The organism is Denitrificimonas halotolerans (genome assembly GCF_034259425.1).
Lineage (GTDB): Bacteria > Pseudomonadota > Gammaproteobacteria > Pseudomonadales > Pseudomonadaceae > Denitrificimonas > Denitrificimonas halotolerans.
In genome coordinates, this window is record NZ_JAXIVU010000001.1 from 70862 (window position 1) to 93485 (window position 22624).

The window sequence follows — 22624 nt, forward strand, 5'->3', positions numbered from 1 at the left end:
TTACTCTCCAAAAGTGTAGCGAGGACCAACTGCAGCGCCATCGGCAAAAATGTCGTTAGCAATACGTTGGCGGTGGAATTCACGGGTACCCCAAGAAGCATTCAGGGCCCAAGCGCGCTTCATAAACATCTGCAAGTCAGCTTCCCAGGTATAACCCATCGCACCATGCACTTGGATACCATGACGCGCAGCCACTAATGCAGCTTCTGTACAGGCCAACTTAGCGTGGGAAACATGCAAGTCTGCACGAGGATCACCGTGCACCAAAGCATATGCAGCGCGGTACAAAGCAGGCTTGGCAAACTCAATACCACTGACCACATCAGCCATCTTGTGCTTAACGGCTTGGAAGCTGCCGATTGGTTTACCGAATTGTTTACGCTGTACAGCGTAGTCAACCGACAAGTCCAACATGCGCTGTGCCAAACCTAAGCTTTGCCCAGCAACAGCCAAAGCGCCTCGATTAAGGGTCTCACCCCAAACAGCTTGACCTGCCTGCGCATCTAAAGCACGGCTACTGTCGCTAGCACTAAAGCTGATTTTGCTCAAACGACGTGAACTATCAATGCTGATGTTGTTCACTTGCTCAATTTCATCACGAGACAAAAAATGCACTTCACCTTGGTGTTCAACAATCACTTGATCAGCTAAGTGCACATCTGCCGCTAAAGGGTTAATACTGTGCGCAACTGCGATCCGCATTTCACCCGCAGCAACCTGCTCCAGCATGTCGTTACGCTGCACAACAGAATCAGGCAGAGCTGTTAATAAACCTGCTGCAACATATGCAGTGTCTACCATTGAGTCGGGAATCGCGTAGTAGCCCAACTCTTGAGTTAATAACGACCACGCAATATCATCCATACCTAAACCACCCTGTGCTTCAGGTACCGATAACGCAGTCAAGCCTTGCGCAGCAATACTGCGGTGCAGTTCAGGTGAGCGACCTTCCTCTGTTTCCCAGATGTCACGCAGCATTTCAGGAGGCGCTTCAGTCATTAAAAAACGGCTGATTGCCTCTTTAAAGGCCAGTTGATCTTCAGTAAATGTAAAATCCATGATCTGTCCCCTTAACCGCGCGGCATCTCGAGCAAGCGCTCGGCAATAATGTTGCGTTGAATTTCATTAGTACCGGCATAAATAGGGCCAGCCTGAGCAAATAAGAAACCCTCTAACCAGTTGCCCGCATCAATCACATCCGGTGAGCCTGGCTGTAACTCGGCATAGGCACCCAACATCTCCATGGCCGCCTCATGCATTTTCAAATCCAACTCAGACCAAATGATTTTGTTGATACTCGACTCTGCACCAATCTTTGCACCTTTATTAATCAAGCCCACAGTATGGTAAGCCGAGTGCGCATACGCTTCAGCACCCATCCAGCAATCAATCACAGCATCACGCAAACGACCGTTTTCACCATGTTCAGCAGCATACTTGCGGTATAGATCCACTAAACGCTGCACTGTTGCCTGGAAGCGAGCCGGTGAGCGCAGCAATAAACCACGCTCAAAACCAGCAGTAGCCATTGCTACAGACCAACCTTGGCCAATTTCACCAATGCAGTTGGCCACAGGAATACGTACATCATCAAAAAACACTTCAGCAAAAGCTTCTTTACCGTTGAGTGCTTTAATGGGGCGCACTGTTACACCTGGGGTATCCAGTGGCACCATCAAATAACTCAAACCATGGTGACGCTTGCTGTCAGGGTCAGTACGGAATAACCCAAACACCCAGTCAGCATAACTGGCACGGGTTGACCAAGTTTTCTGGCCATTAATAACAAACTCGTCTCCATCTCGAATTGCACGACTGCGGATCGCGGCCATATCTGAACCGGCATCCGGCTCCGACCAACCTTGCGCCCACATATCTTCACTGGATGCAATTCGTGGTAAAAAACGCTCTTTTTGCGCTTCAGTACCAAACTCCATCAAAGTTGGGCCAAGTAATAGCTGTCCATTGTGGTTCACTCGCATCGGTGCGCCAGCAGCGTAGTACTCTTCTTCAAAAATCAACCACTCGATCAGGTCACAACCACGACCACCCAGGTGTTCAGGCCACATCACCATAGAAAGGCGGCTTTCATACAACTTGGCCTCCCAACGACGGTGCTCTTCAAAACCTTCTCGGGTGTCATAACTTTTCAACGGTTGCTCTGGCACATTCTTTGCCAGCCATTCCCGCACTTCGAGCCGGAATGCATTCTGCTTATCAGTAAATTGTAATTGCATGGCAGTTTTCTCCTGCGGAAGCCTTAGTCAAAACGGGCTTCGCGTTTCTCAACAAATGCACGACGGGTTTCGGCTGAATCTGCGGTGGTGTAAGCCTCAAGGGTAAAGCCTTGTTCCCAACGATATTTCTTTTCTAAATCACCATCCTCGATGCCGTTGAGCGCCTCTTTAGCAATACGAATCATTGCACCACTTTTTGCAGCAATCTTTGCCGCGATTTCACGGGCAGCTGCTGGCAGCTCATCTTTAGGTACCAAGCGCTCAATAAAGCCATACTGCATCGCATCAGGTGCGCTTACGGCTTCACCTGTAAAAAACATATGACGTACTTTTTGAACAGGGAAAAGACGCTGCAAATGAGCCCCACCGCCCATAGCACCACGGTCTACTTCTGGTAGAGCAAAGCTGGCACACTCAGATGCCACGACAATGTCAGCAGCACCTGTGATACCAATACCACCACCTAATACATAGCCATGCACAGCTACAATGACAGGTACAGGACTCAAGTGCACCGCACGGAAAGTGGCATAGTTGCCCGCGTTAACACGCACAATAAGATCAGGGTTTGCATCTAACTCTTTAATATCTACCCCGGCACAAAAACCACGACCTTCAGCACGGATAATAATGACGCGTACGTCCTCATTGGCACCCAAAGTATCGATACCCTGTGCCAACGCCAGCCACTCATCACTGTTCAATGCGTTAACGGGAGGTTTACATAGCACCAACTCAGCGATGCCATCTTTAATTTCAGTTGTAAATGCAGAACTACTTGGGGTGCTCATAATGGAACTCCTGCTTACTCGGATTCAATATCGGTTGGGGGAACACAGCGAGCCTGCAATCGCTCGAGGCACTGCTCCGCTTCATGCACAATGCTTTCAATTAATTCAGCACAGCTCGGCAAGTTGTCGATCGCTGCAGCCACTTGACCACTTGGCAAAATGCCTTCAGCAGGAAAACCCTCAACCATGGAGCGCTGTAATAAAACTGGTTGATTCGCAGCCATAACGACTTGCGACATTGCCGATGGATCATCTTTAATTGCGCTAAAAAAGGTCTTAATCATGTGTCCAGTACTCATGCCCGTATGTGCCTTCCACTTACGCGCACTACGTAAGGCAATCCACAAACGACCAATCGGACCGGCAGACTCCAACTGCTTGATAAATTCGTTATCAATCATGCGGTGACGCATACCGTCCACAGCTAAAGTAACGCGAATTTGTTGGGCATCCTTGGTGCTTAAATAACGTTCTAAAGTGCGCTTTGGCGTAGGTGAATCAGAAGTCATCATGAAGCGTGTGCCCATGGCGATACCTTCTGCACCTGCTGCTAAAGCAGAAGCCAACCCGCGGCCTGTTGAATAACCACCGGCTGCAATCACAGGAACACTCACGGCATCAAGCACTTGAGGCAGTAAGATAGTGCTCGGCACACCGCCTGTATGCCCACCCCCTTCAGCGCCCTGAATAGTAATCATGTCTGCACCCAGCTCAATGGCTTTAAGTGCATGCTTGAGCGCACCAACAGTAGGGATACACAGCACTCCCGCTTCTTTAAAACGTGCAATAGTTTCTTTATTCGGTCCACGACCATAGCTAACAGCTTTCAATCGGTACTTGATTGCCAAATCAATACATTGCGCTGCATTTTCTTGGAACATATGGAAGTTCAGGCCAAAGTTGCTTCCACCGGTACTCTCAATAACGCGCTTAATTTCGCCTTCTAAGTCTGCGGCATCGATCGTCGCACCTGCCAAAAAGCCAAAACCACCCGCTTTTGTTGTTGCTATGACCAAATTAGAATCAGATACCCAGCCCATTGCAGTTTGCACAATCGGATAACGGCAACCTAAGGCATCAGTGAGTCGAGTACGCGGTAATGTCATGACTTATCTCCAGCTGACGCCTCAGCCTTATTCTTAGCGGCCATCGCTTTACCATCAAAGCCTGCTAATTTGTCACCTGAAACTTGTTCGTTATGCACATGAGCAAAGTGATGCCAAGCAAATGCTGCATCCATACCTGTGCGTTTACCTTGCAAATCTTCGATGTGATTAATGGCTTGCTTAGTCAACGCTAGTCCCATGCGTGGCTGAGTTGCGATACGCTGCGCCATTTTCAGCGCTGCATCTTGAAGCTCGTCACGCGGTACAACACGATTGACCATACCGAGCTCATATGCTCGTGCCGCAGGCATACGATCACCTAGCATGAGGAACTCTTTGGCAATGCGCGGATGCATTTCAAATGCATGAGCAAAATACTCAACACCTGGAATTCCCATTCGCACAACTGGATCTTGGAAAAACGCATCATCACTCGCCACAATAAAATCACAGACCCATGCCAACATTAGACCACCAGCGATACAGCCACCCTGCACCACAGCAATCGTAGGTTTAGGCATTTCGCGCCAGCGACGACACATGTTGAGATACACTTCTTGCTCACGGGCGTAAAGGAATTCACCACCTGGCTTATTGGTATGATCCCACCATAAACTTTTCCGCTCGAAGGTCTTATTTACATCACGGCCTGGTGTACCAATGTCATGCCCTGCAGAAAAGTGCTTGCCCGTCGCAGTTAACATGATGACTTTGACATCATCATCACTCATAGCGCGACTAAAGCACTCATCCAAAGCGTAAGTCATTTGTGAGTTCTGGACGTTGTTGTACTTAGGCCGTGTCATGGTGAGGATGGCAATGCCATCCTCCACACGATACAAAACAGGCTCATCAGTTTCGTATACAGACTCATCGACACGAGGTGTTAATTTGTCTAAATCACTCATGCTTCAACCTGCTCTGGAGTACGAATACCAGCTGGGTTTCCTTTTAGCTGCTTAGCACGCAAATTGTGCGGATCCAATTGAGCAATCAGTTGTAGCTGCTCTTCTGTAGGTGCCGCAGTTTCTTTCATGCCTTCTGCTTTCAGCAATGGGAAACCAGTATTATTCTGCACATGCTCGAAGCTCACACCTGGGTGTAAAGACAGCACTCGAGCGGCATTATTCGGACCATTGAAGTCCATCACACACAAATCCGTAATGGTCAGACCAACGCTCATAGTGTCGCGGCGCATGTGCTCACTCCAGCGCTCGTCCTTAAAACCAACACTGGACACCATGTCCACCTCACCCTCAACAAACACACGCTTACTGTGATTTGGCACGAAGAAGGAGTTTTTATGGTTGATACTGTTGCCTGGCAAGCCACGCACACCTAGCATGGCGACTTTTGGCTTACTGTAATCATCACCGATAATTGACAGATTGTTTTGTGCCCAGCGGTCAATCTGGATGGGGCCTACCATGGCATGACGTTGACCACGGAAAACGTTGTCAAAAATACGCTCAAAAGGCATATAACCAGAATATTTTGGCTCGTAATCACCACGTGGGCCCACTGGGATCGGCTCTTCAACTAAGAATGCCTCACTATCTGTCATCAACAGCTCTGGCGAGTGGGTCATTTTGGCTAGACTTGCAGCTAAGCGTGGGATAATTCCTAAGCCTGAAGCCAATACTTCACCGTTATCACGGAAAGCTTCTGAAGCGGCCACAATCATAAGTTCTGCAAGACTGAAATTTTGGGTCGACATATCATAACTCCTTAGAATGATGGCACTGGAATGGAGGCTAAATGTGCGTCACCGCCGTTCTTTTCGCGGTACTCTTCTTCACTGCACTTCACATACTTATCAAAGTAGGTATCCCAGCCATCATCTTCTTTTGCGCTGTTGCTATACTCTTGCAAATGCTTCATATCCCAGCCGTAATTCGGACTGCACAGAGTTGGGTGCGCACCAAAAGGCGCCTCAATCACACCAGTCACCAATGAGCGCTCAAAGGTGTTAAAACGTGCTTCTTCTTTAGTTAAAGCAAACTTTTCTTCTACAACCTCTGCCGATACAAATGCCTGCTTAGCAGCACGCACCATGTGGTGGTCAAAATAAGCATCATTACCTGTAACTAAAGTATTACCCAGTCGATCAGCACGATTCACGTGCACAAAAGCCACGTCCAAATAAAGAGCCGGCATCGCTAAGACTTCTTCACCATCGGCATAAGGTGAACGAATAGTTTTCAATTCAGGGTTATGCGTTAACACGTCGGTTGCTAAACCAGCACGAGCTGGCAAAAATGGCATGCGCATACCTGCAGCTTTTAGACCCAGTTGAAATAAGCCCTCATCCAACTCCATAACATTGGCTAAGTTACCGGCCTGACGCATCTTGCGGAAATAAGGCTCCAACGGAATAGCATCCAAAGTTGCAAAACCAAAGATCAACTTTTTGACTTTTCCAGCAGCACACAGCATGCCGACTTCTGGGCCACCGTAAGCCACTACGGTCAGGTCTTTTACATCACTGCGCAAAATCTCTCGCACAATGGCCATCGGCTTACGACGCGGACCCCAACCACCAAAACCGATTGTCATGCCATCTCTAAGGTGAGCAACCGCTTCTGCAGATGTCATTTGCTTATTCATTCTGTTTCTCCTTGCTGGCCAACACTGAAGTCGTGACCCCAGACGCTTACACGATTAAATTCAAAAACGGTGTGGTTTTCTCTGTCGATCTCTAAACCACCCCAGCCATACTCCAAGTCAAAACCGGATGGCGTTTTCATATAAAACGATGTCATTTTGTCGTTCAAATGCTGTCCCAATGTCGCTGACAAAGGCACGCCATGGGCTTCGCGACGATCATGAGCGCGCCCCACTTCAGTCATGTTTTCCACTTCAACCATCATATGGATGCATTTGCTAGGCACATCGTATTCAGCAATTGCCAAGCTATGGTGGCGAGCATTACCACAGTGCATAAAATGGATACGAGTCGGTGCTGCTGACGGCTCTGGACGGAAGTTAAAAATATCTGAGTTGCGGAAACCCAAAACATCACGATAGAAAGCCGCACACTCATCAAAATTTGGTGCAGGCAATACGGTATGACCCAGCCCCATATCACCCGTTATAAAGCGCGGTACACCTTGCGGGGATACAAACGGCTGACAATCTGAAACATGCCCCCAGCTCAGCTCATGACGGTTTCCGGCCGGATCAGCCAATGATGCAATTGCTTGTACACCACGCGCCGCACAGAGTTCACGATCACCTAGCTCGTAGGCGATACTGTGTGCATCAAGGCGCTCCAACATGGCGTTAAAATCATCTTCATTAGCCATTTCCCAACCAGACGTCACATACACATCTTCAGCACCTTCTTGCACCAAGATACGGAAAGGACGCTCATCCATTTTGATGCGCAACATGCCATCTGCGGCAACGGACGTCATCATGCCCAGCACTTCTTCTGCATAGTGGCGCCAGGACTCAAGACTCTGAACCTGAGTGACGATGTAACTCAATGATTGAACCGTACTCATTGTATTAATTCCCCTGATACACTTGGTTTTAGGACTGTTTTGAATTATTGCGTGAACGCCCAGATTGCTCATCGTCCATTGAGACTAAGGTTTTTGTACGACAGAAAGAGGTTTTTTTGAGACAAAAAAACCGCCTCGCTTACGCAAAGGCGGTTCACTTAGGGAGGTTATACCTAAGACATAATGCGCGTGAGGAACGCTTACATATATAAGATGATCAAGTCATTAATCACGGCTGGTCGCTCTTGACCTACCACATGAATATTCAGCTCAAGCACCATCTGCGTTCCACGACGCAAACGCTCAACAGACTTCACCCGAGCTCGCGCATGGATCAATGACCCCGCCGGTACCGGCGACGGGAAACGTAAACGTTCCGAACCATAGTTCACCATATTAGTGAACCCTGTAATCTCAAAACCCAAGTCCACTTTTAGACGTGAAGTCAATACTTGAACTAAAGCACCATGAGCAATAGTTCCACCAAAGGGTCCTTCCTTGCGCGCGCGCTCTGGATCTGTATGAATCCAATAATCATCACCAGACAAAGCAGCAAACTGGTCAATCATGTCCTGATCAACCAACAACTGATTACTCCAAGGTGTAAACTCATCACTGACCAATGACTGCAAAGCTTCTTCATCCGAAAGCGGAATCTGCCGCACGGACGCAGCCGCTGTTTCAGCGGCAGGCGCCTCAGGCTGCTTAGGCACTTCATCAATCTCAGCCAGATCAACATCCACACCCGTGAAACGCAATAAAACAGTGCCATCCTTGCTGACCAAAGCACGTACAGGCTTAACCCGCATCCCGATTTTAATTTCATCTTCCTTCAGCCCAACCAAGGTGGTATTCACACGCACTCCTTGGTCCAGTTCAACCACAGCCATCAGCTGCGGCTCAGGGCCAGCAAACTCCGGCAAGGTTGGAATACGAGCAACCGTATAGGTATACAAAACACCTTCACCTGACACTTCACGGAACTCTACCTGATGCGAAAAGCAATGCGAACAATGTCGACGCGGGTAAAAAGTCCATTTCTCACAATCAGAACAATGCTGAATGAGCACCCGCCCTTCTTTCAATCCTTCCCAAAAGGGTGCCGAAATATCAGTTTGTACCGGCATAGGCTTATTACTTGACATGATTACGCTCCCTCAAGAATCAGTGCACCCTGCTCACTCATGACGCCCCCAGTGCCGGACACGAACACACGATCACAGGTCTTTAATTGACGTTCACCCGCCTTACCACGAATTTGATCAAAGGCTTCAATCACTTGCGAGAAACCACCCGCCGACCCAGCCTGCCCAAAGCTGAGCTGACCTCCATGAGTGTTCAATGGGAAGTTACCTTTCCAGGTCAGATCATTTTCAAGAATAAAGCGCATACCCTCACCTTTTGGACAAAACCCAGCATCCTCTAGGCTTAACAAAACAGTAATGGTGTAGCAGTCATAAATCTGCGCTGCGTGCATATCGGACGGTTTTAAACCGGCCATAGCAAAAGCTCGACGCGCCGCTGGCCCTACCGGTGTTTCTGTCATATCAGGTGAATAAGTCGGCGACTTATAGCCCAAGCGCTCACCGAAGCCTGTAATGTGTGCAGCTCGGTTACGCGCCCGTGCCGCCACCTCTTTTGATGCAACAATCACCGCAGCGCCACCGGCTACCGGCATCACAATTTCCAATACTCGCAGAGGATCAGCCACCATACGACTGTTCAATACATCATCAATGGTTAGCGGTTGCCCATGAAAAATCGCATTAGGATTGGCTAAAGCATTGGTTCTCTGATCCACAGCAATCTTCGCCATCGCTTTTTCATCATAGCCATACTGTGCAGCATAGCGCTTAGCGATCATGGCATAACCCGTGTTCTGTCCCAAATGCCCATAGGGCAAATCAAACTCAGCTTCAGGCGCCCCAAAGGCTGTACTATGACCACCAAAACGCATCGCACGCGCCATTGCAGAAGGATCTTCATCCGGCCCAAAAGGCGCCATACGCATCGGCAGCACACAAAGCACCGCTTGGCACAACCCCATTTCAATCGCAGCAGCAGCACGCCATACCATCCCCACTGGCGTTGTACCACCAAGGTCAACCACTTCAGCAAAATTGACTGCCAACCCTAAGTATTCCGCAGCCATGGCAGGTACAAAAACTGACGCCTCATGAAAATGGGGTCCATTAATCACTAAACCATCTAGATCACTGGCTTGCAAACCTGCATCATCTAACGCCTGCTTCGCAAGATCTGCCACCTGTTCCAAGTGGAACATCTGTGGAGCTTCGGAGTATTTTTGTGGTTTATACTGTGCAGCACCAACAATGGCTGCTTCGCCTTTCCAACCCATGTAGAGCACCTTTTTATAGATATTTACTGACTACTTTACTGTTTGATTGTTACAAGCCCTTCTCGAACTGCTCATCGTCCAAAAGGCCTAGTAGGCGAAACAAGCTCAATCAAGCTGCTCCGTAAAATAAAGTCAGCACACTTTTCAGCGATCATCACACAGGCTGCATGCGTATTACCACTGACCAAACTCGGCATAATCGAAGCATCAGCAATACGTAAACGCTGGATACCACGCACCCTTAAGCACTCATCAACCACCGCCATCGCATCACTACCCATTTTGCAAGTGCCTGCTAAATGGTGCACTGGCTCTCCTGTACTTTTAATATATTCAAGAATTTGCTCACCCGTTTGCACATCAGCACCCGGTGCCAACTCTGCTTGCAACATTCCTTGCAAGGCCGGCTGCAATAGAATTTTCCGTGCTTTTTTAAATGCCGCTACGGCCACCTGCTGATCTAATTCAGTCGCTAGATAATTCAGCCGAATACTTGGCTTAGCATCAGCAGCCACAGAATTAATATGCACAGACCCACGACTGCTAGGGCGTAATTGGCAAGCTGATATTGTAATGGCATCAATCGGTCGTAAATTCCCTTGCGCATCGTACTCAGAGGCAGCAGGGGCAAAATGAATTTGCGCATCAGGACTACTCGCCTGCGGCAAAGCCTTATAAAACACTCCAATTGTTGCTGCAGAATCCCCCAAAAAACCCTTCTTACCCAGCAAGTAACGTGCAATATTCCTCAGCAAGGCTAGACCCCGACCCTCGCTATAGTAGGTTTTTACACCTTGAGTCTTTTGTTTTATGTAACTGTTCCAATGATCTTGTAAATTCTCCCCCACCCCTGGCAAATCCTTATGCACTTGAATGCCTAGTGCCCGTAAACGTGCCTGCTGCCCCACCCCTGAAAGCTCAAGCAGCTGAGGAGTATTGATCGCCCCTCCACTTAAAACAATCTCTTGCCGTGCAGAAAACAAAATAGATTGCCCTTTAACCTCAGCCTGCACCGCAACAGCCACACCCTGCTCAATCTGCACCTGAGTCACTTGCGCATGAGTGAGCACTGTTAAATTGCTTAACGCACGACCTGCCCCCAAAAACGCTTGAGCACTGCTGTACCTTTTACCCTTTTTAATGGTACGTGGAAACCAGCTGACCCCTGCCTGAGTGGCTCCATTGACCTGCGCATTAAAACTGTGTCCTGCCTGTACTGCAGCATCAATAAATGCTTGATGTATTGGAAACTCATCAACTATTTCACTTACCCACAAAGGACCGCCAGTCCCTTGATAAGCATCAGCACCTGCCTCATTGTGCTGTGAGCGCATAAAATAAGGCAAAACATCAGCATAAGCCCAACCCTTGTTTCCCTCAGCAGCCCAGCGATCAAAATCTTCTTTTTGCCCTCGAATATAAACCATGCCATTGATAGAGCTGCAACCACCAAGCACCTTGCCCCGCGGCAAATCAATCACTCGATTGTTTAAGTATGGCTCAAGCTCCGTTTGATAAGACCAGTTATTCTTATGGGGTTTTAGCAAAAAAGCGAAACCCATAGGCACGTGCATCATCATATTTTTATCTGCACTGCCAGCTTCAAGCAGCAATACCTCTAAGTTGCTTTCCCGTGCCACTCGATAAGCGACAGCGCACCCCGCAGAGCCTGCTCCCACTACGATCACATCATATTCAGTTTTCATAATCAGTCTTGCCTAGGTTGCATATCAAATAAACGGGCACTCCATGCAGGGCTACGACCAGCGGCACTCTAAGACCCCTGCTCACCCGTACGGACCCCACTTAACTGTTGCGCTTGCCAAACAAAAAAGCCCACGCAAAATTGCGTGGGCTTTATGCACCTCAAACCATTGAAGCGTCAGTACCGATTAGCGGCCTTGAGCACGTAAGCGGTCAGGCGTGAAATCACTCTCTCTTAGATCCCCTTTATTAATGATCGAACTTAAACGGCGCTCATTAGTTAAGTTATAAGCAACATAGTCACCAGTATTCAAATCATGATAATAAGAAGAAGCCGAACGCCATGCACTCATATCTGGGTGGTAGATCGTATTGATAAAGGCGAACTTCCATAAGTTACCGCGCGTATCATAGTTATCTGACATCACAGAATGCCAAGTATCTTCATCCAAATACAGACGGCGCTTACCGTACAGGTGACGGCTGTTATCCTTTAGAGTTGCTTCCAGTACCCAAACACGACGTAATTCATAGCGTAAGTGATCTGGGTTCGCATGGTTTGTTGTCAGCAAATCATCGTACTTCAGATCAGCTACTTCTGTACGATACCCGTTTGCTGGAATGTACATTTCCTTTTTGCCTTTCAGCTCCCAGTTATAACGGTCTGGACCACCATTGAATAAACGGTCTTCATCAATAGTAAGCTGACCACTGGTACCACTTAACGCTTGGTCATAGCCATAACCTGGCGCAAGACGTACACGTCGTGTACCCGCGTTATAAGTCCAAGCAATACGTGAAGAAGCCTTATAGTCATATGGCTCGTGGTTCATTGAGGTATTTCCGCGGTCACGTGACGGCTCAATGGTTTCAGTACGGCACATAGCCGAAATACCATCTGAGCTGTGTGGGGTGACTTTTGGATTATTAGATAAAGCTAAGCACTTACCATAAGTACGGCCAAAGCTTTTCGTACCGTTAGCACTGACGATGGCGATATCACGCGTACTCTCCTCAGTATAGTCACGGTACGGAAACTGGTGGTTCCACAACACCTCCATGGCATTCTTTGGAATTGGGAATGGGTTATGCCCAATACCTTCAATCCCTTGCCCATCACTGACTAACTTAGCAGTAGTCGCATTCTCTTTTGCTCGCTCACACACAAAGTCTGGGTAGCGGTAGTCACGATGGGTTGGATAAACCAGCATGCGGAAAGTATCAGGGTACTTTGCAAACATAGCCTGCTGCCCTTCAGACAGCTTATCTGCGTGCTCTTTATAGTTTGCAGCAGTAATCACTAAACGCGGTTTTTCATCAGCGTAAGGGTCTACTGGATGATCTCCACTGTGCGGTTTAATATTCCAACCTGGGACTTTTCCTAAATACTTACCGGTATATTCAGTAATAGTGCCTTCTGCGTTGCCTGCTCTCTCAGCACCAACACAAGTCAGTTCATTTCCGAGCTTTGCCGCTTCCTCTGGGCTCACCGCAGCAAAACTCACTGCCGGCAAAGCTAAAATAGAGGTCAATGTAAGAGCCATACTCGTGCGTCGATATATCATTATTGTTATCTCCAACTCTTATTTTAATTACGAGGTTAGCGCTGCATCACGCTAACCTCTTAATGGATCAGCTGCTCACTAGAACGTATATTTCGCTGAGAAAGTTAACTGGTCACGGTCTGTCAACTGACGATCCCTCTTCACACTAGCCTCTCCCATATAAGCAACATAAGTCGCATTCAACTCTAAGTTACCATGGCGCTTAAAGGTTGAACCCACTGAAAGACGACGGTCACCCTGTCCCCCACCGATAGCACCTCTCATAGGAGTTTTACCATCAATCACATGCGAATAGCTGACAGGCACAGAAAGATCCCACCCAGAGAAAATACCTGGATAACTCAAAGAAACCTGACCAGTAAAGGCAGTAGCACTTTTAGTTTGATAATCATCTGAAGTGTTGTAACTGTACTTGTCGTAAGTTTGTCCATTACGCTTAATGGCATCTACGCTTGTCGCTGCGACATGAACGATTTCACCCAAAATGGTCGTACCACGCGCCCACGGCATATCACCTAAAGTATGGATGAAACTCGCCTGGGCCTGATAACCTTTACCTCGAGTTGCTGTAACTGGAAACTCATTCCCCTCCCGCACTGGTGTTAGCACAGTAACTGGCGCACCATCGCGATAGGAGATTTCACCCGAGACTTGGGTATCACCTATCCGTGTAGAAACGCTCGCACCAGTCAACTTAATATTATCGAAGTAATTGATTTTATAACTTGAATAATCAAATGGCCCTGGAAGCAGTAACCCTGAAGGATTCTTATCGTGGTAATTGATATGGAAAACCGAGAACTCCCAATCAAAGTTTGGACGAATTGTCGCGCGTAAACCATACTGACCACTGCTCTTAGGCTTGTTCTTGCCCGTATACACAGCAAAGCCATTAGGTCGCATAAAGTCAGGTCGCGGACCTACTGCGTTATTAGTAGAGAAATAACTACCCACTGGGCTGAGCTCATTCGGCAACCACTCATACTGATAATATGCGGACAAACCAAACAATGGATTGATATTCCAGTCCACTGACACCTGACCATTAGGCAGTAAGACTTCTTTTGTTTCAGTACCTGGCGTGGTTGACTTCACCACATCAACTGGCCCCTGAGCACCATTAACCCCTGGGTAAAATAATCCTTCACCCCAAGAAACCACATGGCGACCGGCTTTAACACCTAAGTACTGGTTTTTCGGCAGCTGAATATCAGTAAATAGATAAGCATCTAAGAAACGCGTACGACCACCGCTGTAATATTTAGCGCCGCTACTAAACTGATTACGCTTACCACCATGGTTAACAGGCCCTTTGTTATCATTTTTACGGTGGTAAACATCATCGTAGAATGTCGACCCCCGCAATACACCGCCCCACTCCCCCCAACTATAGCTGTCATTGGTATACACCAACTCACCTAGCGCACTCACTCGGTGTGTGGTTAAGGAGCCACGATCAAAGTTGCGGTTACCTTCCGATTCCAATAGTTTCTTGTCTTGCTTTTCCATTCGCATGCCAAGGCCGTAGCTGGTGGTCAAGCTCCACTGCAAATTACCGCCATGATCAAAATAAATTGTCTCACCCGCATTTGCCATGCTTGCCACACCCGCTGCAACCGCGGCAACCAGACTCGTTCTAACCAGCCGGTTCAGCTGGAACTTAGAGCTCTTGTTGTTGTTTTTACTCATGTTTACACTCCTAGTTGAAGGCATAGTTATAATGTCTTCATTCGCCACTTCTGTTTTAAATGTGAGTAACCTGCGTTTCGGCAGATGCCCCGTCACCACCCAGCAAGCGCTGGTAGCGGTAAACCCCCCCTATCAGCTGTCGTGTGATTCGCCCCTCTCCCAATAAAAAATTCAGGTGTGCCAGCACTTCACCATTGGCCATCAAGATGTCAAAAGATGAGCGCACCTTAGGAAATATTATGCGCATCAGCTCATCGACCGTTTTCCCCGTGTCCATCTGTGCAAGCATGGCATCCAGGTGACCGTGGTGATGCTCGGTTAATTGCCCGAGACGATGGTGCAACCCATAAAACGGGCGCTCATGCGCAGGCAAAACTAAAACCTCATCCGAAACGGCACGTAAAGCCTGTAAGCTATCGAGCCACTCTTTTAAAGGATTGGCATCTGGTTCTGTGACAGTTACACACACGCTTGAGGTAATGCGTGGTAAGACCTGATCCCCCGAAATAAACAAGTTGGCTTGGCGGTTATATAAACAAGCGTGCTCAGGCGAGTGCCCTGAGGCAATCACAACTTCCCAGTCATAATCTCCAATACGCAAAACTTGGTTATCAACCAGTCGGTTGTAGCTGTCCGGCGCATCTTGGACATAATTGCTATCACCCAGCACAGCCATCAGCCCTGATATATCTTCATCTGACATACCCGTATGCTGATAAAACTGGTTCATCTGCCAGCCCATCCCTCCTTCCATCGAAGGACTGATGAAAAGCGCTTGATACTCACCTCGTGTCATATAAACCGGACACTTAAAACGGTCCACTAACCAACCAAGTGATCCGGAGTGATCGTAATGAAAATGTGTAGCAATGACCGCCTTTACGGGCGCGCCATCCATCACCTCAACAAACACTCGCTCCCATACTTCACGGGTTTGTTCTGTCCCCAAACCCGTATCCACAATGACCCACCCATCGCCGTGCCTTAAGAGGTACAGATTAATATGATCCAAACCAAAGGGCAGCGGCATACGCAACCAAACAACACCTTCAGCCACAACCTGCCACTGACCATTTACAGGCGGCGTTTGCCATGGAAAGCTGAGCTGATGATGCTTCTGCTCTGATGCGATTGGGTGATCTTTCATATGGCATTACCTGCAAAGGGCAACAAATCATTGCGCGCCAACACTTCATCGCTATAAGCACTGTATGTGCCCTGCTTGTCATCTTTGATATAAAGATCGTCAGCAAAGTTTGCTGGGTCATACCCCTGCTTTTGTAAATCCATCTTGCGCTGCTTAAAGGTCGTCGTCATATCCGCCTGATTACCAACCCGTACAAAAACAGGGCGGGCATAATGCGGTAAGCGCTCGCTGACAAACTCATAAAATGCGCGCGGATCAAAGCTGCAACCTTTCTGCATGACCACTTGAGCCATCCCGGCACGACCTTCGTTTTCAGGTACGTTCACGCCATAAATATTGATAAATTCCAAGCCTGCAAAACTGCCGAGTTCCGCAGCAACTTCTTGAGTGGAAACATTTTCACTTTTCCAGCGGAAAGTATCCCCTACTCGATCAACAAAGTAGCAATACCCGTTTTCGTCATAGCGCAGTAGATCACCAGAGCTCCACCAAGCATCACCCTTCTGAAACACATCACGCAAAATCTTACTTTCAGTGGCCTCATCAGAGGTATAACCCTCAAAGCGACCTGCACCTGTTTGCGGAGAATTAACTATAAAACCAACAGCCTCGCCTATTTCACCCGGCTCACAATGAACGCAAAATCCATTTTCATCACGTACATAATCTTGTGTTTCTGCATCAACACGTAGTAGGCGCAGATTGGTTTTATTCCAGTCAGGAATACGGCCACAAGAGCCGATATAATTATCTAAATTAATAACCGCTGTATTGGCCTCTGTTGCCCCCCATCCTTCATACACATCGAGCTGACCAAAACGGTCAATCCAACGCTGCCAGGTATCTGCAGTCAAACCTGCACCCAACATACAGCGTAAAGAATTATTCTTCTCTTCTGCACTGACTGGACGGTTCAGTAGGTAGCGGCAAATCTCCCCAACATATTGGAAAACCGTGACATTATGCTCACGCACATCGCTCCAAAAGCGACTGGCACTAAACTTGCGACGGATAAAAACAGAGGAGCCTGAAGCTAAAGCTGTAGACACCACAGAAGTGGCGGCTGCACCATGGTAAAGCGGTAAACAGCAATAAAAAACATCATGGGTACCGGTCTCTAGCGTCACTTCCATGACATCACCCGAGGTCATCCAACGCATATGACTATAACGTGCAGCCTTAGGCAAACCTGTTGTACCTGAAGTAAAGATGTAGAGCATATCCTCTTCAGCACGTATACCATCACGCAAAGAGGCATCTGGCGTCTGTGTGCCTGCGCTTTCAACATCCTGATTAAACTCACAATCAAAACCAGCAAGATCAGCATCACTGGCTGGATTTTCGGCATCAGGTACCAGCCACTGCGGCCACTGCTGTGCTTCTGGCGTTTCTAGGAATGGATAAACACATTCTTCTCCAACCAAGACCACCTTTGTATTGGTTGCCTGCAGGACATGGACCAACGGCTTACCGACTAAGTGGTAGTTCACCAAAGTCGTGACCGCACCGATCTTAGCTAAAGCAAACCAGCAAAAAATCAATTCAGGGCGATTTTCCACCGCAACGGCACACACATCACCCGGCTTAATACCTCGTGCCAGTAAGGCGTTTGCATACTGATTAACCCGCTCCCCCACCTCTTTATATGTGTAAGTGCGATCGTTATAAATCAAAAAGGGCTGTTCGGAAAACTGAGCCACCTTATCTTCTACGCGCTGACCAAGCGTATAGAGGTCTGTGGGCTTGATGCGCTGAGCTGCAGCAGCACGCAAATCAAGCTTCTTTTGGACCCGCTCACATACCGGTGCGCGAGCCGATTGGTCCTTATTCTTATTTTTATCCTTTGCATCGACGCCGAGCATATGCACTCCAATCATGAGTCAAATTTGCGTTAACCAGCCCGTTTTAAAGGAACATTTAGGGCAGGCACTACAAGTTACGTTGTCTCAGACTAGAAAAGGGCGCAAGAGGCAGCATCGTCCGTAAGGACTAAATCAAAACAAAAAAAGCACAACCCCATAGATGGTCTAAACGGACGATGTAGACAGCAGAGACTGACGGCAATGATTGGCCATGCATAACAATAAAAAGAGGCCTCATTCTTATGGCAAATGATACAAACAAAGTAACAGCGAATGCTCACTGGGCATTATTCCTGTTAGCGGTAATCTATGTAATGAGCTATATAGATCGCTTAATTATTTCTGTTTTAATTGAACCGATTAAGCTCGAGTTTGCCGCAAGCGACACCATGATGGGATTACTCACTGGTGTCGCTTTTGCCATTTTCTATACAGCCTTTGGCTTACCTCTTGGTCGATTGTCAGATCGTATCGGCCGTAAAGCTGTAATCGCTGGCGCCTGTATTATTTGGAGCATTTTTACCATGTTCAGCGGTATCGTCGGCAGCTTTATGATGCTGGTACTGTTGCGCATCGGTGTTGCAATCGGTGAAGCCGGTGCCAGCGCCCCTTCAGTTGCTATGATCTCCGAACTTTACCCTGCCCGACTCAGAGGCCGTGCCTTAGCTATCTTTGGCCTCGGCCCATCACTTGGTGCTGTACTTGGTATTGGCTTTGGCGGGATTTTGGCAGAACTGTACGGCTGGCGCGCAACTTTCATTATTGTAGGCGCCCCAGGCGTACTAATCGGATTGATTCTAATTTTTACCGTTAAATCCCCTAAAAGATCGGCCTCAGCAACCCCAGGCATCCCCGAGCAAGGCATGATCCGTACGGCACTGACCCTCATTAAAATCCCAAGCCTATGGAATATTGTGGCCGCTGGTGGCGCCGCTGCAATTACCGGTTATGCCATTCAAATGTGGACCCCAAGCTTCATGATCCGCTCACACCAAATGAGCATTCAAGAAGCCGGCCTTCTGATGGGTATCGGTGGTGGTGGACTAGCGATTCTCGGCACCTTAGTGTGCGGATATGTGACGGATAAGATGTCAACCAAAGATTCTGGCTGGCAGCTCGGCACCGCACTCGTAGGCACAATGATCAGTATTCCATTTGCCATTACATTCTACCTTTGGCCTGCAGGTACAGCTTTTACTATCGGTAGCCTATCAGTACCTACTGGCTTTTTATTCTATATGGGCTTTGCATTTTTCGGTGTATGGTGGACCGTTCCCTGCTTTAGCGCCATGACTCGTATTTTACCGGCCGACAAACTTGCCCAAGGCACCTCCCTTTTCTTTATGAGCGTTACGCTTTTTGGCGCCGGTCTGGGCCCCGTTTTCTCTGGCGTGGTCAGCGACCTACTCTATAGCGCTATCGGCGCTGAAGCCCTCCGTTACGCACTGGTTGTGACAACCGCTTTACTGCTTGTGCCATGCTTCTTCTTATTAAGCGGCATTCCCAAATACCGTAAACAACTGCTTGGCAATAAGCCAGCAACTCCAGTAACACCTGTGGCGCATAACTCCAAGCCAGCCATCTCTTAAAAGGAAAAGACTCATGACTAAGACCAAAGACCTGCCACTTCCAACCGGTAAATACGCAAAACTTGATAATGGTTTAACCCTACATTATCTAGATATTGGTAACGGTCCTGTCGTTGTGTGGTTACACGGTTCTGGCCCAGGAGCCAGCGGCTTCAGTAATTTTAAAGGCAACTACCCCGCTTTTGATAGCGCTGGATTTCGCAATATTGTCATTGACCTCCCAGGTTTTGGTCGTTCGGACAAGCCTGACGATGTCAATTACGACCTAGCATTCTTTGTCGAAAATCTAAGATTGCTGCTCGATAATATCGGTGTTGAAACATGCACACTATTAGGTAACTCTCTAGGTGGTGCTATTGCGCTGGGTTACACACTTGATCACTCTGAGCGCGTGGACAACCTTATCCTTATGGCTCCCGGCGGTATAGAAGAGCGCGAAACATACTTTGAAATGGACGGCATTAAACGCATGGTAGAAGTCTATGCCCAAGGCCCAATGGGTGTTGAACAAATGCGCCAAGTGATGAGTTTACAGCTCTTTGATCCAAGCCAACTTCCAGAAAGCCTTTTAGAAGAGCGTGCAGCAGTAGCTGTAACCCAACCAGCCAACTTATTTAGCACCATGATGGTGCCGAATATGACTGAGCGCTTACATGAAATTAAGTGCCCTATTCTTGGTTTCTGGGGCACGAACGATAACTTCAACCCTGCCAGTGGAACCTTTAAGATTCTTGAAAAAGCACCTCACGCACGCTTTACATTGCTAAACCGCTGCGGTCACTGGGTACAAGTTGAGCACAAAGAACTCTTTAACCGCCAGTGCATTTACTTTCTGCGCGAAGCTGTTTAATCAGTGGTGTATTCCAATAATAAAAATGCAGGAACGACCTTATGAGTCAATACAAACACCTACTTAGCCCTGGCAAACTCGGTCCTATTGACCTTCGCAACCGCATCATTTTATCCCCGATGGGAGATAACTTTTCCGATCCAGAAGGGTTCTGTACCGAGCAACTGCAATCCTACTATGAGGCTCGCGCTGCCGGTGGTGCAGGTCTTATTATTATGGGGGTGGTCTCTATTGCCTTCCCCCACGGCACAGCCGAACCTTTCCAATGTGCTATTTCAGATGACAAGTACATTCCCGGCTTAGCAAAACTGGCTGAGCGCGTGCATAAGCATGGCGCTAAAATTGCAATGCAAATTCAGCACGCTGGTAAAGTATCGGCCCGTGATTTAGCTGAAGGCCGTGAACTCTGGGTGCCATCCATGCCACGCATGGTGCAAAACAATATGATGTCATCGCTGACCGAGGAAGAGCTAGGCAAGTTTATTAGCTCACAACGACGCGATAACAACCCAACCATACGCGTCATGGATAAAGATGATATTGCACAAATGGTTGAGTGGTTCGCTGCAGCTGCAGAGCGAGCAGAACGTGCAGGCTTTGATGGCGTAGAAATCCATGCCGCTCACAACTACATCATTGCTGGCTTCCTCTCGCCTTATCACAACCAACGTGATGATGAGTACGGCGGCTCTTTTGAAAATCGCGTACGTCTAATGCGTGAAGTCATACGTGCTGTACGTGCCCGTGTCAGCCCTGATTTCGGAGTTTGGGTTCGCTTAGATGCTTACGAACTGCATACTGAGGGTGGCATTACGCTTGAAGAAGCCAAAAAAATTGCACAGGTTGCTGATGAAGAAGGCATGCACGCCATTGCTGTTTCGGCCTATGCAACCATTACTACTGGCTCTGCCTTTACCGATGCGCCTTTAGTACAAAAACCCGCAGGTTTTCTTGATTGGGCCGCTCAAATCAATGCAGTAGTTAACGCCCCCGTTATCGCACTTGGGCGCATTGAGCCTGAAGTTGGTGATAAAGCAATTGCTGCCGGTGACTGCGACTTTATTGCCATGGGCCGCAAACTGTTGGCCGATCCAGAATTACCTAACAAATTGATTGCTGGCAAGCCTGAAACCATTCGCCCATGCATTTACTGCTATGTGTGCGTCAGCCAGATCTTTATGAATCAGCGTATTAAATGCGCTGCCAACCCTTTTACTGGTCAAGAATCACAAAAATTGATTATGCCAGCCACCACCACTCAACATGTTGTGATTATTGGTGGCGGTCCAGCGGGTATGGAAGCAGCTCGTATCGCACACTTACGTGGCCATAAAGTTACACTAATAGAGCGCAGCGCACGACTCGGAGGGACACTCTTCTTTGCTGCCTTAGCTTATCCAGAAAATGGGGTACTCCTAGACAACCTAACAGCCCAGATCAAAGAACTCCCCATTGATATTCTCTATAACACCGAAGCAACACCCGAACTGCTTAAAAGCTTAAACGCTGACCAAGTCTTTGTCGCGACAGGAGCGAAGCGTGATGCACCTAATATCCCCGGTGCGGAGATGAAGCACGTTTGGAGCGGTGATGAGTTACGCCGCTTAATGACCGGTGATCGAGCAGACGAAATTGCTAAGAACAAGCTTTCCCTAACTCAGCGCACCATGATGAAAGCTGGCAGCCTCAGTGGCGCCACCAACAGTCGTGAAGCCCTTAAAGGTCTATCTAAACTCTGGATGCCACTTGGCAAAAATGTCACCATCATTGGTGGCGGCTTAGTCGGTTTAGAGCTCGCTGAATTCCTGATCGAGCGCGGCCGAAAGGTTACAGTACTTGAGCCAGGCCCCTCTTTGGGCGCTGAACTCTCGATTGTCCGACGCTGGCGGGTACTGGATCAGCTGAATGCACACCATGTACCACTGCTGACCCAGAGTACAGTATCGCGCATTGACCAAAAGCACGTGCACTACACTGATAAGGATGGCAATGAGCAGCGTGTTGCCGCCGACTCGGTTGTTTTAGCTGTCGGAGCTAGCGCAGACCACAGCTTGGCTAACACCCTTAAACAACAAGGTTTTAACGCTATCACCATTGGTGACTGCGATACCCTTGGTTACATTGAAGGGGCACTCAAAACAGCAACAGACGCAGCCTTAAGCCTCTAAACCAAAAAATTGCAGCGCATCAACTTAAACGCCCGATACAGTCTTGTATCG

General features: G+C 48.2%; 18 protein-coding genes. 3 read left to right on the forward strand and 15 right to left on the reverse strand.

Annotation, left to right across the window (positions count from 1 at the left end):
* The 15 genes from TOI97_RS00335 to TOI97_RS00405 all read right to left on the reverse strand — a co-directional run bounded on the left by TOI97_RS00335 (position 1) and on the right by TOI97_RS00405 (position 17966).
* Positions 1–1059 carry an acyl-CoA dehydrogenase family protein gene (locus tag TOI97_RS00335; RefSeq protein ID WP_321552140.1) on the reverse strand — a complete coding sequence of 353 codons (1059 nt, stop codon included), beginning with the start codon at positions 1057–1059 and terminating at the stop codon, positions 1–3.
* A gap of 11 nt (positions 1060–1070) precedes the next feature.
* Positions 1071–2237, reverse strand: a complete 1167-nt coding sequence (locus tag TOI97_RS00340) for an acyl-CoA dehydrogenase (protein ID WP_321552141.1) — start codon at positions 2235–2237, stop codon at positions 1071–1073.
* A gap of 23 nt (positions 2238–2260) precedes the next feature.
* A complete protein-coding gene (locus tag TOI97_RS00345) occupies positions 2261–3028 on the reverse strand; it encodes an enoyl-CoA hydratase family protein (protein WP_321552142.1) in 768 nt (255 codons plus the stop codon).
* Positions 3029–3042: 14 nt separating this feature from the next.
* Positions 3043–4134: an NAD(P)H-dependent flavin oxidoreductase gene (locus TOI97_RS00350; RefSeq protein WP_321552143.1), complete on the reverse strand. Its 1092-nt coding sequence runs from the start codon at positions 4132–4134 to the stop codon at positions 3043–3045.
* Positions 4131–5042 (reverse strand): enoyl-CoA hydratase, encoded by a 912-nt coding sequence (locus TOI97_RS00355; protein ID WP_321552144.1) that lies wholly within the window; start codon positions 5040–5042, stop codon positions 4131–4133. Before TOI97_RS00355 ends, TOI97_RS00350 begins: the two co-directional genes overlap by 4 nt.
* Complete coding sequence (locus TOI97_RS00360) at positions 5039–5851, reverse strand: CoA-transferase subunit beta (RefSeq protein ID WP_321552145.1); 813 nt, start codon at positions 5849–5851, stop codon at positions 5039–5041. Before TOI97_RS00360 ends, TOI97_RS00355 begins: the two co-directional genes overlap by 4 nt.
* Positions 5852–5862: 11 nt before the next feature.
* Entirely contained in the window at positions 5863–6741 is an 879-nt protein-coding gene (locus TOI97_RS00365; RefSeq protein WP_321552146.1) for a CoA transferase subunit A, read from the reverse strand.
* The gene (locus TOI97_RS00370) at positions 6738–7640 is read right to left on the reverse strand and encodes a VOC family protein (protein WP_321552147.1); all 903 of its coding nucleotides are present in this window, start codon (positions 7638–7640) and stop codon (positions 6738–6740) included. Before TOI97_RS00370 ends, TOI97_RS00365 begins: the two co-directional genes overlap by 4 nt.
* Before the next feature lie 200 nt (positions 7641–7840).
* Positions 7841–8785 (reverse strand): bifunctional OB-fold nucleic acid binding domain-containing protein/MaoC family dehydratase, encoded by a 945-nt coding sequence (locus tag TOI97_RS00375; protein WP_321552148.1) that lies wholly within the window; start codon positions 8783–8785, stop codon positions 7841–7843.
* A gap of 2 nt (positions 8786–8787) precedes the next feature.
* On the reverse strand, positions 8788–9999 hold the full coding sequence (locus TOI97_RS00380) for a thiolase family protein (protein WP_321552149.1): 1212 nt from the start codon (positions 9997–9999) through the stop codon (positions 8788–8790).
* Positions 10000–10070: 71 nt separating this feature from the next.
* Complete coding sequence (locus tag TOI97_RS00385) at positions 10071–11705, reverse strand: GMC family oxidoreductase (protein ID WP_321552150.1); 1635 nt, start codon at positions 11703–11705, stop codon at positions 10071–10073.
* 186 nt (positions 11706–11891) lie between these two features.
* Positions 11892–13247 (reverse strand): DUF1329 domain-containing protein, encoded by a 1356-nt coding sequence (locus tag TOI97_RS00390; RefSeq protein ID WP_321552151.1) that lies wholly within the window; start codon positions 13245–13247, stop codon positions 11892–11894.
* Between the two features lie 99 nt (positions 13248–13346).
* Entirely contained in the window at positions 13347–14957 is a 1611-nt protein-coding gene (locus tag TOI97_RS00395) for a DUF1302 domain-containing protein (protein ID WP_321552152.1), read from the reverse strand.
* 55 nt (positions 14958–15012) lie between these two features.
* Positions 15013–16104: an MBL fold metallo-hydrolase gene (locus TOI97_RS00400; RefSeq protein ID WP_321552153.1), complete on the reverse strand. Its 1092-nt coding sequence runs from the start codon at positions 16102–16104 to the stop codon at positions 15013–15015.
* Positions 16101–17966, reverse strand: a complete 1866-nt coding sequence (locus tag TOI97_RS00405; protein ID WP_321552154.1) for a long-chain-acyl-CoA synthetase — start codon at positions 17964–17966, stop codon at positions 16101–16103. Before TOI97_RS00405 ends, TOI97_RS00400 begins: the two co-directional genes overlap by 4 nt.
* A 242-nt stretch (positions 17967–18208) precedes the next feature.
* Here TOI97_RS00405 and TOI97_RS00410 point away from each other — a divergent pair, with 242 nt between their 5' ends.
* The 3 genes from TOI97_RS00410 to TOI97_RS00420 are packed head-to-tail and all read left to right on the forward strand — an operon-like array spanning position 18209 to position 22573.
* Positions 18209–19555 carry a spinster family MFS transporter gene (locus TOI97_RS00410; protein ID WP_321552155.1) on the forward strand — a complete coding sequence of 449 codons (1347 nt, stop codon included), beginning with the start codon at positions 18209–18211 and terminating at the stop codon, positions 19553–19555.
* 13 nt (positions 19556–19568) lie between these two features.
* Positions 19569–20405 carry an alpha/beta fold hydrolase gene (locus TOI97_RS00415; protein WP_321552156.1) on the forward strand — a complete coding sequence of 279 codons (837 nt, stop codon included), beginning with the start codon at positions 19569–19571 and terminating at the stop codon, positions 20403–20405.
* 41 nt (positions 20406–20446) lie between these two features.
* Entirely contained in the window at positions 20447–22573 is a 2127-nt protein-coding gene (locus tag TOI97_RS00420) for an oxidoreductase (protein WP_321552157.1), read from the forward strand.
* Positions 22574–22624: the final 51 nt, after the last annotated feature.

Excerpts from the sequence above, each read along its gene's own strand:
- TOI97_RS00335 (WP_321552140.1), bottom strand. The coding sequence starts at position 1,059 with ATGGATTTTACATTTACTGAAGATCAACTGGCCTTTAAAGAGGCAATC.
- TOI97_RS00340 (WP_321552141.1), bottom strand. The coding sequence starts at position 2,237 with ATGCAATTACAATTTACTGATAAGCAGAATGCATTCCGGCTCGAAGTG.
- TOI97_RS00345 (WP_321552142.1), bottom strand. The coding sequence starts at position 3,028 with ATGAGCACCCCAAGTAGTTCTGCATTTACAACTGAAATTAAAGATGGC.
- TOI97_RS00350 (WP_321552143.1), bottom strand. The coding sequence starts at position 4,134 with ATGACATTACCGCGTACTCGACTCACTGATGCCTTAGGTTGCCGTTAT.
- TOI97_RS00355 (WP_321552144.1), bottom strand. The coding sequence starts at position 5,042 with ATGAGTGATTTAGACAAATTAACACCTCGTGTCGATGAGTCTGTATAC.
- TOI97_RS00360 (WP_321552145.1), bottom strand. The coding sequence starts at position 5,851 with ATGTCGACCCAAAATTTCAGTCTTGCAGAACTTATGATTGTGGCCGCT.
- TOI97_RS00365 (WP_321552146.1), bottom strand. The coding sequence starts at position 6,741 with ATGAATAAGCAAATGACATCTGCAGAAGCGGTTGCTCACCTTAGAGAT.
- TOI97_RS00370 (WP_321552147.1), bottom strand. The coding sequence starts at position 7,640 with ATGAGTACGGTTCAATCATTGAGTTACATCGTCACTCAGGTTCAGAGT.
- TOI97_RS00375 (WP_321552148.1), bottom strand. The coding sequence starts at position 8,785 with ATGTCAAGTAATAAGCCTATGCCGGTACAAACTGATATTTCGGCACCC.
- TOI97_RS00380 (WP_321552149.1), bottom strand. The coding sequence starts at position 9,999 with ATGGGTTGGAAAGGCGAAGCAGCCATTGTTGGTGCTGCACAGTATAAA.
- TOI97_RS00385 (WP_321552150.1), bottom strand. The coding sequence starts at position 11,705 with ATGAAAACTGAATATGATGTGATCGTAGTGGGAGCAGGCTCTGCGGGG.
- TOI97_RS00390 (WP_321552151.1), bottom strand. The coding sequence starts at position 13,247 with ATGGCTCTTACATTGACCTCTATTTTAGCTTTGCCGGCAGTGAGTTTT.
- TOI97_RS00395 (WP_321552152.1), bottom strand. The coding sequence starts at position 14,957 with ATGAGTAAAAACAACAACAAGAGCTCTAAGTTCCAGCTGAACCGGCTG.
- TOI97_RS00400 (WP_321552153.1), bottom strand. The coding sequence starts at position 16,104 with ATGAAAGATCACCCAATCGCATCAGAGCAGAAGCATCATCAGCTCAGC.
- TOI97_RS00405 (WP_321552154.1), bottom strand. The coding sequence starts at position 17,966 with ATGCTCGGCGTCGATGCAAAGGATAAAAATAAGAATAAGGACCAATCG.
- TOI97_RS00410 (WP_321552155.1), top strand. The coding sequence starts at position 18,209 with ATGGCAAATGATACAAACAAAGTAACAGCGAATGCTCACTGGGCATTA.
- TOI97_RS00415 (WP_321552156.1), top strand. The coding sequence starts at position 19,569 with ATGACTAAGACCAAAGACCTGCCACTTCCAACCGGTAAATACGCAAAA.
- TOI97_RS00420 (WP_321552157.1), top strand. The coding sequence starts at position 20,447 with ATGAGTCAATACAAACACCTACTTAGCCCTGGCAAACTCGGTCCTATT.